Origin of the sequence: Lactobacillus sp. UMNPBX1 (assembly GCF_002554085.1) — a bacterium.
Classification (GTDB): domain Bacteria; phylum Bacillota; class Bacilli; order Lactobacillales; family Lactobacillaceae; genus Lactobacillus; species Lactobacillus crispatus.
Window position 1 is genome coordinate 1 of record NZ_PCZI01000027.1, and the last position, 16,237, is coordinate 16,237.

A 16,237-nucleotide genomic window follows, 5' to 3' on the forward strand; every position below is an offset into this window, starting at 1 on the left:
GTAGACGTTGGTAAGAGAAATGGAAAGCACGAATAGTCCAAAATGTATGAAAATAAAACATAGTCATACATTTGCTTACATTTTTCATAGCAGAAAAATTATCTGCATAATCGATACTGGCGCAATACTTTAATTGGTAGCTACCTCAATGTTGCTCGCACGCGTTATCATCATGATCGGGCAATTATTACAGTAGGAAGGGTAATCCGAGTGAAAATTTTATATTATCCTACTCAGGATTGGCATTGGACACGCAATCAATTCATTGCGGCTAGCCAACTGGAAAATTTTACAACCGCCTATAATTATATGAAGCACAATTATGCTTGGTATAACAAGCTATTGATTCATCATGCGTTACGTCATTGGCGTAGAATAAGCGCTTCTAAACATTGCAATAAATTCTAAATCATATTAAAATAATAAAAGAAAAGGAGCTAGCGAGTACCAGTCGCTAACTCCAATCGTAACTTAAGATGACTGTTGTTTCGGCTAATCCTTGTGATTAGCTTTTTTTGTTATCGCATACGCAATAGCCCAAGCAATCATTTGGAAGCCTACTTCTCCAGTCTACCCAATTATGCATAGCTTCCACCTCCATAACTTAAGAATTGATCGAGGGGTGTGTAGCCATGCTAAAGTTACTAAGTCTTAGCGGTAGCTAACCGCTACAATAGACCTAAATATTATTTTACATGAAGATTGTTGAACAGACTACAATATTTGTTACTATCTAAAACGGCTCAAGCAGGATGTACAACTGCTTGAGCCGTTTTGCATATCAACGTATTTCATTTTCGATGCTTTACAATCTGTTTATTTTTCAATGTGCTATTTTGCCTGAAAAATCTGAAACTGTAGCTATAATGTTTGCCGATTTGTACACGGTACTTGTGCGTGTTGATTAACTTGGTTTTGCCAGGTCGGTAAGTGATCGTTGTTGTGTAGCCGTCACCGTAAAAAGTGGTGCCGAAGTTGCGCACCTGTGTCGCTTGCCGCTTTTTCTTGGTGGTCAAATCCGTGATGTAAATTTTCGGCTGACCAGAAATTCGCTCGGTTGTTGAGTAAGACCATGGCGTTTTACCACCAACTAATTCGTAGGGAAAAACGCCGGCAGCTGGATAAACGATTCGGCTTTTCACAGGCTGACGCAAAATATCATCAGCAAATAGTCCATGTTCAACAGAATACAAGACATTATTTTCAGTGCCATAAGCAGCACCAATTCCCATTCGGGTGGCTCGCGTCGACAGGATCATGCCGCGGTGACCGATGTTGCCATTACCTGCAATATTATTATCTTCACGTATCAAATCGGTGACAATCTCGCCAGCGGTAGTTCCGCTAGTTGATTCTGAAAAATTGATATTGCCCAATGTGGTATTTTCTGCTGTATCCCAGTCAGTATCGCTGATGTAGTCAGGCTTGACGTAACCTTGTAAGCCATGGGCTCGCAGATTTTGTTCCGCGTTGACTGAAGCTAGCGCTGCAGCACCAAGTTGTGCGTTAACGTTGTCATTAGCATAATTGGCGTCATCAGGTAGTCCAACTAATGAGCGGTAATAATTAACGTAAGCCATTGAAGTTTTGATGTAATCAGGGTCAAGCACTCCTGCTGAAAAAGGAATACCAAAGTTGGGTTGCACGGCAAAAAGTGAAATCCGATCGTAATTCTTCTGGCTCAAACGATGATAGCTTTTTTGAAAAGTGCGCACCTTTTTTGACTCACTAGCACTATATTTAGCAGCCATTACAGGCGTGTTAGTAGGAACTAACAAAAATGTGAGGGCAAAAAGGAACAGCAGATTATGTTTTTTCATATTTTTTCTTAGTCTAGTTAGGCCAAATATTGACGGAAGCGTCCTTGGTCGTCGGGCGCGATGTTCGCTTCGATGTGTACGCCATCGTCTTGGTAGTCTTCACGTAAAACTTGGGCGCGATCATGCAGGTAAGCCAGTTCCTTGCCTGCGCTTAGTGGCAGGATCAAGTCAAACTTTTCATAGTTGGCAAAAACGCGCTTGGTGATCAAGTCGGCCAGTAGTTTGATCGATTTTGGATCGATGGCGGAATAAAGAATGTCGTCGCCTTCGATCTGTGGGTAATTGCGATCAGTCTTATCAGCCTTGTTGTAGGCGGTAATCATCGGAATTTCCTTAACGCCAATTTCATCCAAAACGTTCTGTGTTGTCCGAATCATTTGGACCATGTTCGGGTCAGAGGCGTCAACAACGTTGATTAATAAATCAGCATCACGCGTTTCTTGCAGAGTAGCCTTGAAAGATTCGACCAAGTTGTGGGGCAGTTTGGAAATGAAACCGACAGTGTCAGACAGAATGAAGCTAAAGTTGTCTTTCAAGTCGATCCGCCGCACGGAAGTATCTAGCGTAGCAAAAAGCATGTTTTTAACGAAGACTTCCTTGTCGGCCCCTTCTTTAGAAAATTCGCGCAATAGTCCGTTCATTGTGGTTGATTTACCAGCATTGGTGTAGCCAACAAGAGCGACTTTAGGGATGCGGCTTTGGTTGCGTCGTGCCGCTTTGATTTCTTCTTGACCGGCAACAGCCTTCAATTCTTTCTTGATGGCTGAAATTTGCTTGCCAATTGTCCGCCGGTTCAATTCTAGTTTACTTTCACCGGCACCACGGTTAGCGAAGCCACCACCACGCTGCTGGTCCAAGTTGTTCTCGGAGGGATGGAGACGCGGCAATTCATATTGTAAACGTGCCAGTTGCACTTGTAATTTAGCTTGTTTAGTTCGAGCGCGGCTGGCAAAAATTTCCAGAATTAATTCCGTGCGGTCAATAACTCGCATTTTGGTTAATTTTTCTAAGTTGCGAATTTGTACGGGAGTCAATTCGTCATTAAGGACTAAAACTTTTGCTTTTAAGCCTTGAGCCATAGTTCTAATTTCATTGATTTTGCCGACACCGAAGTAAGTTCCGGCGACAATTGATTCTGCGTTTTGAAAACTTTGCCCAACTACTTCCATGTTGTTGGCTTCAGTTAAGTTAGCCAGCTCGGTCATGTAGTATTCGAAGTTTGGGTCGTTTAAGTTTACGCCCGCGATATAAGCTTTTGTTTTTTTAGGTTGATTATCAATCATAAAAACACCTCGTTGTTTGTTGTTAAGTTTATTGTATTACAGATCCTTATAATAAGGAAAGAAGTCGAATTGATTGGAAAGAGGTAGAAAAAAAGCGGTCAAATGACCACTCGTAAGATGTGTTTTGAAGGATGCAAGTAGAATTATTTATTTTTATGCTGATCTTTCTTATTCACTACTGCTATAGTTCGTGTAACTACTTCAACTTCATTAGGCTTGCCTTGAAAATATGTTTCAAATTCTTTAATTGATTCTTCAATATTTAGCATAATTAATCAACTCCTATCAATACTTAACATAGTTGTAGATGCTTTTTGCTAGTTTAGTCTTATTTATATGATACAATGTAAGTACAATGTAAGGCAAGGTGATAACAACAATGAAAGATACAAAGATTACAGCTCGTATGGATCCTGAATTAAAGAACGAGGCTGAAGAATTATTGGCGGATATGGGATTGAATTTTTCGGTTTGGATTAACATAGCTACGAAGGCTTTAGTTAATGAAAGAAAAATTCCATTTGAAGTTAAAGCAAGTCCTTTTTACAGTAATGAAAATATGAATGTACTTAAGACCAGGTATGAAGAATATAAAAAGGGGACTTCAATTTCTCATCACAAGCTTCTGGAGGATGATTGATGACTGTCAGATGGAAAGATGAAGCTTGGAATGAGTATGTAAACTGATAAAATTAAAGTAAGGAACAAACATACATAGAAAATACATTAACTCTGTAGCATGCATTCCATTTTTGAGGGATGCATTTTTCATTTCTACTCAAAGTATTTGCCGTATGTAAGCCTTTTAAGGCCTGGTCAAAATACATCCTTGAGTATATAATAGTAACGGTTATAAGATTAAGAGGATTAGAATGGAAAATAACGCAGAATCAAGTAATAAACCGATACATCGTCATCGCCATCATCACCACCGTCGTCACCGCAAGTTCTGGCGCGGTTTTTGGATTATTATTGGCGTGATCATTGTAGTCGGTCTTTTTGTTTGCGGGATGATCTACAAGAATTTGCGTGATACGACGCAGAATATGTACACTCCCGTTGCTAAGACTACCAAGAGTAATAAAGGACGTACTCTTGATAATTTGCTGAATGAGAAAAAGCCAATTAATATCCTATTATTAGGTACAGATACTGGTGCCATGGGTCGTCACTGGAAGGGTAGAACTGATACCATCATGATGATGTCAATCAACCCTAAGACCAATAGTACAAGCATTGTCTCAATTCCACGTGACTCAAACGCAATCTTCCCAGATTACCCACAATATGGTGTAACTAAGATTAACTCAGCTTATACATTAGGCGGGGTTAGCGAAACAATTAAGACACTTGATAAATATTACAGTGTTCCAATTGATGGCTACATCATGATCAATATGGGTGGTTTGAAGAAGGCAATTGACCAAGTTGGGGGAATTGATGTAACTTCTCCATTAACTTTCAACAATATGGGTTATAGCTTTGTCAAAGGCCAGACTTATCATATGAATGGTAAAAAGGCTTTAGCATTTGCCCAACTTCGTCATGGTGACCCTCGTCAGGATTATGGTAGACAAGAGCGTGACCGCTTGGTAATTATGGCCTTGCTTAAGAAGTCTGTTTCACCTTCAACTTTGCTTAATTCAAGTTTCTTGAATTCCATTTCTAGCGAGATGCAAACTGACTTGACCATGAATCAAATGTACAAGATTGCTATGGATTATAGAAAAGCCACTAACAATCTTTCTCAAGATCATGCTCAGGGTGTAAGTAAAGAAACGCAAAACCCTAAGTTTGGCACAATGGAAATTGAAGTGGTAAGTAAAGATGAGCGTCAACGAGTTTCTGACAAGATCAGAACGGCGCTAGAATTGCCACATGTTAAGGTAGCTGCTAACAAGTCTAGCTATGTAATGAATCGTTAATTTAAAGGAAAAGGTAAATGGAACAAGAGCAAAAGCAAACTGAAAATACAATTGATCTTACTCAATTGCTACAAATTTGCCGTCGCCACATCTGGGCACTGATTATCTGGAGTGTCGGTCTGGCTTTAGTCGGCTGGAGCGTCGCTAATTTTATTATTTCACCAAAGTATACTTCTAATGCACAGATCTTGGTTAACCAAAAGGCTAACAAGAATGACCCGAATGCTGCATACAATACGCAACAAGCTAACATGCAAATGGTTACTACCTATAAGGATATTGTAACTAGTCACGTTATCTTGAAGGACGCATCAGATCGTTTGGCTAACCCTGTACGTGTAGTAAGAAAGGCTAGACCTGCTAAGTACAGAACTAATGAAGAAGGTCGCCGAGTATTAGTAAGAAAGGCTCAACCAGAAGTAGTTGAACGTAGCGGTAAGAGCTACAGCGTTTCTACTAGCGAATTAGCTAAGAGCGTTTCAGTTAATACCCAACAACAATCACAGGTCTTCTCAATTTCTGCTACTGCAGATACACCTGAAAAGGCAAAGGTTGAAGCTAATGCTGTAGCACGTTCATTTAGAGATCAAATTCCTAACATCATGAACATTAACAACGTTACGATCGTTGCACCAGCAACTGATGGTAATCAATCATCACCTAATGTGAAACTCTTTACCTTGGCTGGCTTTGTTATTGGCTTGGTTTTAAGTTTCGCAGTAGTCTTAATTCGTGAAATGTCTGATACTACAGTTAAGGATGATGCATTCTTGACTGACACCTTAGGTTTAGTTGACTTGGGTCAAGTGTCACACTTCCATGTGTCATCATCATTTGTCATTAGAAGAAAGAATAAGAATTCTAATGGCCCTAAGCGTAGAAGTCGTCGAGTATAGGAAAGGAGAGGCGAATGTCATTATTTAGAAAAAAACGTGGTACCGATGATACGATTAAACATGGTGCCCAATTAATCACAGTTGCTGATCCTCGTAGTGCGGTATCTGAACAGTTCAGAACCATCCGGGCTAACATCAACTTTATGTCTGTTGATAAGGAAATTCATACTTTGGCTTTTACTTCAGCTAATATTAGTGAAGGTAAGTCAACCGTTACGTCCAACGTAGCGATCACCTATGCACAAGCAGGTCGCAAGACCTTGTTAATCGATGGTGACTTGCGTCGTCCAACTTTGCACAGTACATTTAACGTTAAAAATAATACTGGTTTGACAACTGTTCTTACTTCAGAAGCCGATGAGATTAACTTAAATGATGTAGTTGAAGAAAGTGGAATTGATAACTTGTCAATCTTGACTTCTGGTCCGATTCCACCTAATCCAGCTGAATTGATTGGTTCACGTAGAATGGAAACCTTTATTGAACTGGTTAAGTCACATTATGATATGGTTATCATTGACTTACCTCCTGTTCTTGAAGTATCCGATACGCAAGAATTGGCTAGTCACCTTGACGGCGTAGTTCTAGTAGTACGTCAAGGTGTTACGCAAAAGGCTGGGATTACTAGAGCTGTGCAAATGCTGAAGTTTGCTAAGGCTCGAATTCTAGGCTACGTTATGAACGATATTAGAGCTGAAAATGGTGGCTATGGTTACGGCTACGGGTATGGCTATGGTTACGGTGCTGAAAAGAAAAAGGGGTTGTTCGGACGTAAAAAGAGTGATGGTCAATAATGGTCTTAGTTGATATTCACTGCCATATCTTACCGGGCATTGACGATGGTTCAAAAAGTTGGGAGACTTCGATCAAACTTGCTCAGGCTGCGGTCAAAGATGGCGTAACGCATGCAATTTGTACACCACATACGCTTAATGGGCGCTATACAAATCATAAAGATGACATTATCTGGCTGACTGATCTCTACCAACAGAAGCTAGATGAAGCTAAGATACCGTTGACAGTCTTCCCCGGACAGGAAGTTCGCTTGTCAGGTGACTTGATTGACGCACTTGATCAGGATGATATCTTGTTCTGCGATGAAGATGGAACTTATATGCTATTGGAATTTCCAAGTGATGATGTGCCAACTTATGCGCAGGACACGGTCTTCAAGGTGATGCAGCGCGGGATTACGCCGATCATTGTGCACCCAGAGCGCAATAGCCGCATCTTGAAGGAACCAGAAGTTTTGCAAGGGATGCTGGAACAAGGCTGCTTGGTGCAGATTACTGCTAGTTCTTATACAGGAATCTTTGGCAAGAAGATCGAAGAGATGTCACGTAAGTTGATTGCAGCGGGGCAGGGATGCACCTTTGCCAGCGACGCACACGACTTGCCAAGACGGCAGTATCAATTGAGTGAAGCTTATAAAAAGATGAGTCAAGAATTCAGTCAAGACCTAGCTCAGCAGTGGCAAGATAATGCTAGAAGTATCATCAATGGCGACCCAGTTCAGATAGATTGGCACCCATTGAAGCAGAAAAAGAAGTTCTGGTTATTTTAATTTTTGATGTAAATATGCAAGTTTGCATCTAAGCTGCATAGAGCGTGGTATATTAACAGAGAGTGTATTTAATAGATCAAAGAGACTAGAGGACAGGAGGAATATGATGGTAATGGAGAAGCTACAGGTTAATCCGGCAAAGGTTAAGGGACGGCCAGTGTATCATACAATTAAGCGGATATTTGATATACTAGCGAGCGCCCTTGGGTTAATTTTACTATCTCCGTTATTTTTATTTTTGATGATAAAAATAAGACATGAAGACAGTGGTCCTGCTTTTTATTCGCAGGAGCGAATTGGTAAGGATGAGAAGCCATTCAAGATGTGGAAGTTCCGTTCAATGGTTGTGAATGCTGACCAAATGCTAGATCAACTAGAAGACGAAAACGAAGTTGACGGAGCGATGTTCAAGATCAAAAATGATCCAAGAATCACCAAGATTGGTCACACGATTCGTAAGTACAGTCTTGATGAATTACCGCAGCTTTGGAATGTTTTGATTGGTGACATGTCATTAGTTGGTCCTCGTCCACCATTGCCAAGTGAAGTAGCTGAGTACACTGACTATGATAAGCAACGTTTGCTAGTTATGCCAGGCTGTACCGGGCTATGGCAGGTTACACGCCGTAGTGAAGCTGACTTTGACGAAATGGTTTGGCTTGATATTGTTTATATCAACCATTCCGGCTGCTGGGAAGATTTGAAGTTGATTATTAAGACTATTGGGGTGGTTATTCATCCTAATGGAGCATATTAAGGCTTTTTATGAGAAAGAAAAAAATATTATATTTTGTTGAGGCCTTCGGTGGAGGCGTATTTACATATCTGGTTAATTTGACCAACGAATTATGTGATGAATATGATATATATATTGCATATGGTTTGCGTAAACAAACGCCTAAAAACTTTAAAAAATATTTCGATAAAAGAATACATTTGATAAAGGTTCAAAATTATCAGAGAAGTATTTCTTTATTACGTGATACAAAGGCTTTACTAGAAATGAAGAGAATTGCTAATAAAGTCAAGCCTGATATTATTCATTTGAATTCATCAAAGGCGGGTATTCTTGGAAGGTTTTTGTTTAGAAATAGTAAAGTTCCTGTTTTTTATACTCCACATGGTTATAGTTTTTTGATGGCTGATATTAGCAATCAAAAAAAAGCTTTTTATAAATTACTTGAAAAAGCGTTTGCGTTTAAGAATATCGAAACAATTGCTTGTAGCAAAGGTGAATATGAGATTACTAAAGAATTAACCTCTAATGCGACCTATGTTGACAATGGTATAAATCTTAAAGAGTTTGATGGTATAAATATGGATCATCAGACTAATTTCGATCATTTAAAAATTGCAACTTTAGGCCGTATCTCCCTACAAAAGAATCCAGTAATGTTTAATCGAATTGCTGAATCATTTCCAAATGTAGACTTTATTTGGATCGGTGATGGAGAGCTTAGGGATAAATTGACAACTCCTAATATTAAAGTTACAGGATGGGTCGATAATAAGACAGCTTTAAATTATTTGGCTGATACAGATATATTTATTCTTACTTCATTATGGGAAGGCCTGCCAATGGCACTTCTTGAGGCAATGTATATGAAAAAGATATGTATTGTTTCAGATGTAGTTGGAAATAGGGATGTAATTCATAATGGTCAAAATGGTTATATTTGTGATTCTGTTTCTAACTATATAGAAATAGTAAGAAAAGTAAAAAATAAAAACAATTTTGATCAAGTAATTACAAATGCTAAAAATGAAGTAATAAATCACTACAATTCAAGAATAATGGCCCAGCAATATAAGCAAATTTATAAGAAGCATTTAGTATGATCAAAAAAATTAGAATATTACATGTACTTTTAACTAATAATTTGGGTGGAATTGAGTCTCTACTTTGTAACATTGATGAAAATATTGATAAGAATAAATTTCAACTTGATTTTATAGCAACAGGTAGAGCGGAATATCAAAGAAAGATATTAGCTAATGGCTCTAAGATCTTTTTTATTCCTTCTGAAAAGAAAATAATTCATTATAAAAAGGCTATGCTAAATATAATGAATCAAAATTACGACATAATTCATTTTAATAAAAATTCTTTGGCGAATTGTTTACCTATAATTTGGGCTAATAGGTTAAAGAAGCGTCCCAAAATTATAGTACATTCCCATAACACTTCACCAAGTATTAATAATTTAGTACTGAAGGAATTACATAAAATAAATAGAAAGTTAATTAGAAATATACCAGATTATCGTATAGCTTGTTCTAAATCTGCTGCTAACTTTATGTTTGATAAAGACGCTACTGTATTAAGGAATGGTATAGATACTAAGAAATTTAGATTTTCAATTGAGAATAGAAATGATATTCGAAAACAACTAGATGTTTCTCCTAATACTGTAGTATTTGGCAATGTAGGTAGATTTAGTCAACAAAAGAATCATGAAAGACTAATTTACATTTTTAATGAGATTCAACATATAAATCCAAATACTAAGTTACTACTTATAGGTGATGGTAAACTCAGAAAGAAAATTAAAGATACTGTTCAAAAGCTAAAACTAAATAATAAAGTAATGCTTTTAGGTAAAAAAACGGATGTTTATAGGTATTTATCAGCTATGGATGCAGTAATAATACCATCACTTTATGAAGGTTTAGGCATATCTGCTGTAGAAGCACAGTGCTCAGGCTTGCCAACTTTCGTAGCAGATTCTATTCCTAAAGAAGCCTTTGTGACTAAGCATATTCAATCGTTTAGTTTAGATTCTGATGATAAAGAAATAGCAAAATTAGTTTTGAAGAATGTTAAACTTTTGAATAATGTGGAAAGAATTGAACAAAGTAGGGTAGTTGCTGAACATGGATATGATATAAAGGATACAACTTTAAAATTAGGTAGAATTTATGAGGGTCTAGTTAATTGAAATGAAAAAAATCAAGATTATGCATTTCGTCTCTGGAATAGGCAATGATGGTGTAACACAATTTTTAACCAATTATACAAGTAGATTGAATAAAAAAAATAATGTAAGTGAGATAATTGTGTACCAACATAAGCCAAATGTTACTAAACTCAAGTTGGAACAAAGCATTGGAAATAAGACTTATAGAGTTCCCTTTAAAGCTAAACATCCCATAAAAAACTTGTTTGCTACATATAGACTGATAAAAAAAGAAAAACCGGATATTGTTGAAGCACATATGAATTTAGTTAACTTCTTTCCCCTATCTGTAGCTTGGTTTTGTAGGGTACCGGTTAGGATTTCACATTCTCATATTGCTCAAGATATTGATAATATTAATCCAAAATTATCAACGCTTTTTAAGAAGTTATGCATAATATTTTCAACGAATTTAGTTGCATGCGGTGAAAATGCTGGAAAATATATGTATGGAAATAGAAATTTCCATATTGTATATAATGCAATTAATTTGGATAAATATAAGTTTGATAATCAAGCTAGAAATGAAATTAGAAACAAATACCATATAAGTGATCACACATTAGTGCTAGGTAAAATTGGAAGAATTGTTAATCAGAAGAATGATAAATTTTTGATTGATATTTTTTCTGATTATTTAAAGAAAAATTCTGATGCCGTTTTGTTTATGATAGGTAATGGTACACCAGAAGATGAGAAAAAAATAGATACTTATATTCAGAAAAAAAATTGTAAGAATAAAGTTATAAGAATTGAAGGTATAAAAAGTACTGAAAAATTCTATTCGGCTTTTGATATTTTCTTACTTCCATCTTTATATGAGGGGTTACCTGTTGTAGGAATAGAAGCACAGGCAAATGGTGTAAAATCTCTAATTTCTAGTAATATTGATCCAACAGTAATTTATTCTAATAGCGTTAAGTTACTACCTGTTAATAAAGGAACTTCGATTTGGATTGATAATATAAAGGTTAATGACAGAGCAAAAAAGAAGACGCAAAGTGGCAACTATAATATTGAAAAACAATATGAAAAATTATATCAATACTATTTAGATGCAGTGAAATTAAGAGGTTAAAATGCAATTTTCAGTAATTATTCCTGCCTATAATATAGAGAAATATGTTGCTAGATCTATTAAAAGTGTATTAATGCAGACGTATACAAATTTTGAATTAATAGTAGTTAATGATGGGTCTACGGATGATACTAAACGGATAATAGAGAAAGAAGCACAAAAAGATAGCAGAATAGTTTTAGTCAATAAAAAAAATGGGGGATTATCATCAGCAAGAAATGCGGGAATTTTAATTTCGAAAGGAAATTATATTGTATTCTTGGATGGTGATGACAAATTACATGATAAATTTGTATTAGAAAAGATACAGAGAATATGTATTAAAAAAAATCCTGAAGTAATTGTAGGTGGGATGAAAGCTGTAAACTCAGAAAGTAAGGCTCCAAATATAAATTTGAATTTGCAGCTAAAAAAAGATATAGCTATGGATTCCTTAGAAAAAATTTGTAATCTATATATTGCTAATAAAATACAACCACCTTGGCAAGCATTCAGATTAGTAATTAGAAAAGATATTATCAAAAATAATAATGTCCTTTTTAATGAAAAAACGGCTACACAGGAAGATTTTCTTTTCTTTTTTAATCTCAATAAATATGTCCATAAATTAATATTAACAAATACAATTTTTGTAGATTACACTTTTGAAAGACCGGGCTCTATAACCTTATCGATGTCTTTCACTAATTTAAAAAACGCATTTACTAATTTTTCGTATGTTTATAATTTAATTAATGATAAATCTATTAGAACGTTTTTGGCTAATCGTTTTTGTGATTACATTCCTTATATAGCACAATTAAAACCAGCAGAGCAGAAAGAAAGTTTAGCTTTTTTGAAAGAAAATAAAAAAATTATTGATAATTCTGGTGAGAATTTTAAAAATTGTATTTATAAATATTGTTGGAAAATATTTGGTTTAAAATATGGGAGTAAAGTTATTTTAAGTATAAAGGGATTTTTAAAGTAAGTTAATGATGAATGAAAAAAATAATTTTCAAAAGATAAATTATATTCTTTTACTTATTGGATTAGGGATTATTTTTTGTCTTAACTTAAATGGTTTATATCAAGAAAATCAGAATCATTTGATGCTAGGACTATTATTAAATTTGTTACTTTTATTAATAACAGTTGCATATTTTAAAATAGATTATATGTCATTCCTGATATTATGTGTCCAGGCTCTTTTAGTTCCTGCGACAATACAATATTTTACAGGTCAATCTTACGGTATTTTGAATGCACAGATTGTGCCCGTGTACTTACCTTATTTTATTATATTTAATTTTGTATACTGTATTTTAATCATAGTATTGGCTATTATTTTTAATTTTAGAACTGATGAGATTAAATTAGTTAATTTTAAAAGTAAGTCTTTTAATAATATAAATATAATTACCAACAATGTAATAGCTGTTTTGTTTACAATAGTAGCTTTTCCAAGGTTAAGTCTTTCAACTTCAGGTGAGACACGCTTTAATATGCTCCTACCTGGACATGCATGGAATCAATTAGCTATTGTAGCTTTAATTTTTAATTATCCATATCTAAAAAAGAGAAGTGTAAAATTAACATATTTATTTGTTGTTCTATGGTTTTTGTTGAATGGTGAACGTGCAGATGTTACAGGTTTAATTTTTGGACTTATTATTTTAAATTTTATGACAAAAAAGCCTAAATCTGAAAAAAGTAGATATATAGCATTAGCCATTTTAGCAATTGGTTTTATGATTTTATTGAATGCTATAGTAATAGCAAGGTCCCATCAAAAAGTAACACTAGCTACTACTATAAATAGTTTATTGACAACTCCAACTACATCTGACGTAAGTTATTTGTTTACGGCTACAATTGATGCGTGGAAAAATTCTACTTGTTTACATGGTCAAATTTTTAAATCAGATTTGGTATCAATAATTCCATTTTCAAATCCTAATGGGTTTGATTATTTAATTAGACAATTAGGTTACTTCTCTCCAGGTGGTGAACCCTTTTTAGCACAACCTATTTTAGATTGGGGTCCTATTGGATTGATTTTTAGAGCGATTATTGATTTTACTTTATTTAAGTTGCTGACAATTAAAGTAAATTCGTTCTTCTATTATGAATTTATAACATTGTTGTGTTTGGTCCCTAGAATGACCTGGTATGGAAGAAATTATGTATTTTCTAGTCTGATTTTCTTTGTACCGATTTTATATGTTATAAATTATTATTTTTTGAAGAAAGTTAGATTAGGTGTTTAATGTGTTAAATAAAATAATTTCTAAACATAGTGATAGTGACATTGTTATTTCAATAAGAAAAAAAAGAGAAAAGCTAAGGGTATTAAAAGACGCTAGTGACAAAAGAAAGTTGAAAAATAAAAATTTTACAATTTTTTCAAGTAATTGTGTAGGAGGGGTAATATATCATTCTTTAGGCTTACGTTTTTTATCACCGACAATTAATTTATGGATAGAGCCTAAAGACTTTATAAAAATACTAAGTTATCCTGAAAAATATTTAAAGAGTAATCTTATAAAAGAATATAGTACCGATAAATTCACATATCCTGTGGGTATAATTAAAGACGTAAAAATATATGGGCAGCATTATTCATCTTTTGAGGAATTAAAAACTAAATGGAATGAACGGGTTCAAAGAATAAATTGGAATAATGTAATTATATTTATGGTACAACGTGATGGATGTTCATATGAAGATCTTAAGGCATTTGATAAATTACCATATAAGAAAAAAGTGGTATTTACAGATCAAAAATATCCTGAAATTAAAAGCTCTTTTGTTATCCCTAATAGTCAAGAAAGAAAAAATGTTGTTTCTAGTTTGTTGGTACATAAACATTGGTATTCTGGTTTAACGGATATTGATAAATTTGATTATGTTGATTTTATTAATACTGGGAAAAAACAACTACGTTAAAAATACGTTTGATTACAAGGACAAGCTCTAAATAATTATGGAGAGATATTTATGAAGCATAAATCACTAGCTTTAAATGCCTTTCTTAATGGTATTAGAAATGTTTTGAATATATTATTCCCATTAATTACTTTTCCATATGTTTCAAGAAAATTAACAGTTCAGGGAATAGGTATTAATAATTTCTCTAGTTCAATTGTTAGCTATTTTTTACTTATTGCTGCTTTAGGAATCAGTACTTACTCTGTTAGAGAAGGTGCAAAATATCGAAATGATAAGCAAAAAATTTCTCAATTTTCTAGTGAAATTTTTACAATCAATATTTTTTCAACTATAATTGCGTATCTACTCTTGTTTTTATGTTTAATTGTATTTTCCAAGTTACGTAACTATGCATTGTGTATCTTAATTTATAGTTTACAAATTATTTTTACTACTATTGGAACCGAATGGATTTATCAAATTTTTGAAGATTACACATATATAACTATTAGAAGCATTATATTTCAAGTTGTTTCTATAATCTTGTTGTTTACTTTTGTTAGAGGGCATAAAGATTACTTAAATTATGCAATGATTACAGTATTTTCAGCTGTTGGAGCAAATATTTTGAATTTTATTTATGCTAGAAAATATTGTAATATTCATATTGTTTTACATTTTAATTTTAGAAAACATATTGTGCCTATTTTAATTTTATTTGCTGCTAATATTGCAAATATGATTTATGTTAATTCTGATATAACTTTGTTAGGAATAATGAAAAATGATTATGTAGTAGGGATTTATTCTGTTTCTTCTAAAGTGTATCAAATGGTAAAAATATTGATTTCAGCTTTGTTGGTTGTGACTATCCCACGTTTAGCTATATTATTTAGCAATTATCGTATGAAAGAATATAAAAAAATTATTTCTGGTTTAACCAATACATTAACTATCTTAACCTTGCCTGCTTCAGTAGGACTGTTTATGTTGGCTAGAGAAGTGGTCTTAATAATTTCAAGTTCAAAGTATTTAAGGGCCACTACTTCATTACAAATATTAAGCTTTGCATGTATTTTTTCTATTTTAGCTTGGATTTTGTCTGACTGTGTTTTGATTCCAGCTAAGAGAGAAAAATGTGTTTTGAGAAGTATGAGTGCCAGTGCAATTCTTAATGTTGGAATCAATTTAATATTAATTCCATTTTGGAATGAGAATGCTGCAGCTATTTCTACCGTTTTAGCAGAGATGTGTATGTTTATCATGAATTATCATTATTCAAAAGACTTGGTTAGTAATGTTTTTAAATCAAGAGAATTATTAAAAAATTTACTTGATTCTATTATCGGGTGTATAGGAATAGTAGTCGTCTGCCTACTATGTAGTTCAGGATTTAAATCCCTGGTTCTTAAAACTGTTTTTTCAGTGGTTCTTTCCGTCATTGTGTATGGTGTCGTCCTTATATTATTGAAGAATAAATATGCCTATGCTATGCTCGACAGAGCTAAGATGATTTTGAAGAATAAGTTGTAAGAATGCTTAGTATAGAGCACTAATTAAAATAGTGTATAACACCTTTGAATGTAAGCGTAAAATAACATAATGTATTGAAAAAGCCGTTCTAGTTTGATTTTCTAGAACGGCTTTCTTCTCATATTCTGTAAGCGTCAAATAAAATAGTGTACTTAAAAACCGTCCCAGTTACTGTTATACTGAGACGGTTATTTAAGTTCTTTTATTTACAATTCTTCTGGATCTTCTCTTGCCACGGTAAATAAGCTTCAAGGGTTTCCGAATCCAGAAT

Annotated in this window: 16 protein-coding genes; 13 read left to right on the forward strand and 3 right to left on the reverse strand. The window is 34.2% G+C overall.

Annotation, left to right across the window (positions count from 1 at the left end):
* Positions 1-791 precede the first annotated feature (791 nt).
* From CP352_RS10030 to CP352_RS11490, 3 genes are all read right to left on the reverse strand, one after another.
* Positions 792-1,820 (reverse strand): hypothetical protein, encoded by a 1,029-nt coding sequence (locus CP352_RS10030; RefSeq protein ID WP_089145312.1) that lies wholly within the window; start codon positions 1,818-1,820, stop codon positions 792-794.
* 17 nt (positions 1,821-1,837) lie between these two features.
* Entirely contained in the window at positions 1,838-3,103 is a 1,266-nt protein-coding gene (hflX, locus tag CP352_RS10035; RefSeq protein WP_089143655.1) for a GTPase HflX, read from the reverse strand.
* A 143-nt stretch (positions 3,104-3,246) separates the two neighbouring features.
* On the reverse strand, positions 3,247-3,372 hold the full coding sequence (locus CP352_RS11490; RefSeq protein ID WP_255404450.1) for a hypothetical protein: 126 nt from the start codon (positions 3,370-3,372) through the stop codon (positions 3,247-3,249).
* A gap of 110 nt (positions 3,373-3,482) precedes the next feature.
* Between CP352_RS11490 and CP352_RS10040 the strand changes: the two genes are divergently transcribed.
* The 13 genes from CP352_RS10040 to CP352_RS10100 all read left to right on the forward strand — a co-directional run bounded on the left by CP352_RS10040 (position 3,483) and on the right by CP352_RS10100 (position 15,966).
* Positions 3,483-3,743 carry a type II toxin-antitoxin system RelB/DinJ family antitoxin gene (locus CP352_RS10040; protein WP_013086892.1) on the forward strand — a complete coding sequence of 87 codons (261 nt, stop codon included), beginning with the start codon at positions 3,483-3,485 and terminating at the stop codon, positions 3,741-3,743.
* A gap of 232 nt (positions 3,744-3,975) precedes the next feature.
* Positions 3,976-5,028, forward strand: coding sequence for an LCP family protein (locus CP352_RS10045; RefSeq protein ID WP_089150600.1), 1,053 nt, complete (start codon positions 3,976-3,978; stop codon positions 5,026-5,028).
* 17 nt (positions 5,029-5,045) lie between these two features.
* Positions 5,046-5,924, forward strand: coding sequence for a YveK family protein (locus tag CP352_RS10050; protein WP_089150599.1), 879 nt, complete (start codon positions 5,046-5,048; stop codon positions 5,922-5,924).
* A 14-nt stretch (positions 5,925-5,938) separates the two neighbouring features.
* Entirely contained in the window at positions 5,939-6,718 is a 780-nt protein-coding gene (locus CP352_RS10055) for a CpsD/CapB family tyrosine-protein kinase (RefSeq protein WP_089150598.1), read from the forward strand.
* On the forward strand, positions 6,718-7,488 hold the full coding sequence (locus tag CP352_RS10060; RefSeq protein WP_089150597.1) for a tyrosine-protein phosphatase: 771 nt from the start codon (positions 6,718-6,720) through the stop codon (positions 7,486-7,488). Before CP352_RS10055 ends, CP352_RS10060 begins: the two co-directional genes overlap by 1 nt.
* 106 nt (positions 7,489-7,594) lie before the next feature.
* Positions 7,595-8,245 carry a sugar transferase gene (locus CP352_RS10065; RefSeq protein WP_180707066.1) on the forward strand — a complete coding sequence of 217 codons (651 nt, stop codon included), beginning with the start codon at positions 7,595-7,597 and terminating at the stop codon, positions 8,243-8,245.
* An 8-nt stretch (positions 8,246-8,253) separates the two neighbouring features.
* On the forward strand, positions 8,254-9,327 hold the full coding sequence (locus CP352_RS10070) for a glycosyltransferase (RefSeq protein ID WP_089150595.1): 1,074 nt from the start codon (positions 8,254-8,256) through the stop codon (positions 9,325-9,327).
* Positions 9,324-10,427 (forward strand): glycosyltransferase, encoded by a 1,104-nt coding sequence (locus CP352_RS10075; protein WP_089150594.1) that lies wholly within the window; start codon positions 9,324-9,326, stop codon positions 10,425-10,427. Before CP352_RS10070 ends, CP352_RS10075 begins: the two co-directional genes overlap by 4 nt.
* Position 10,428: 1 nt before the next feature.
* A complete protein-coding gene (locus tag CP352_RS10080; RefSeq protein WP_089150593.1) occupies positions 10,429-11,523 on the forward strand; it encodes a glycosyltransferase in 1,095 nt (364 codons plus the stop codon).
* A 1-nt stretch (position 11,524) separates the two neighbouring features.
* Complete coding sequence (locus tag CP352_RS10085) at positions 11,525-12,493, forward strand: glycosyltransferase family A protein (protein ID WP_098034935.1); 969 nt, start codon at positions 11,525-11,527, stop codon at positions 12,491-12,493.
* 4 nt (positions 12,494-12,497) lie between these two features.
* Complete coding sequence (locus CP352_RS10090; RefSeq protein ID WP_089150609.1) at positions 12,498-13,772, forward strand: hypothetical protein; 1,275 nt, start codon at positions 12,498-12,500, stop codon at positions 13,770-13,772.
* Position 13,773: 1 nt separating this feature from the next.
* The gene (locus tag CP352_RS10095; protein WP_233186939.1) at positions 13,774-14,451 is read left to right on the forward strand and encodes a DUF1919 domain-containing protein; all 678 of its coding nucleotides are present in this window, start codon (positions 13,774-13,776) and stop codon (positions 14,449-14,451) included.
* A 51-nt stretch (positions 14,452-14,502) separates the two neighbouring features.
* Complete coding sequence (locus CP352_RS10100; protein ID WP_089150608.1) at positions 14,503-15,966, forward strand: flippase; 1,464 nt, start codon at positions 14,503-14,505, stop codon at positions 15,964-15,966.
* The last annotated feature ends 271 nt before the right edge of the window (positions 15,967-16,237 follow it).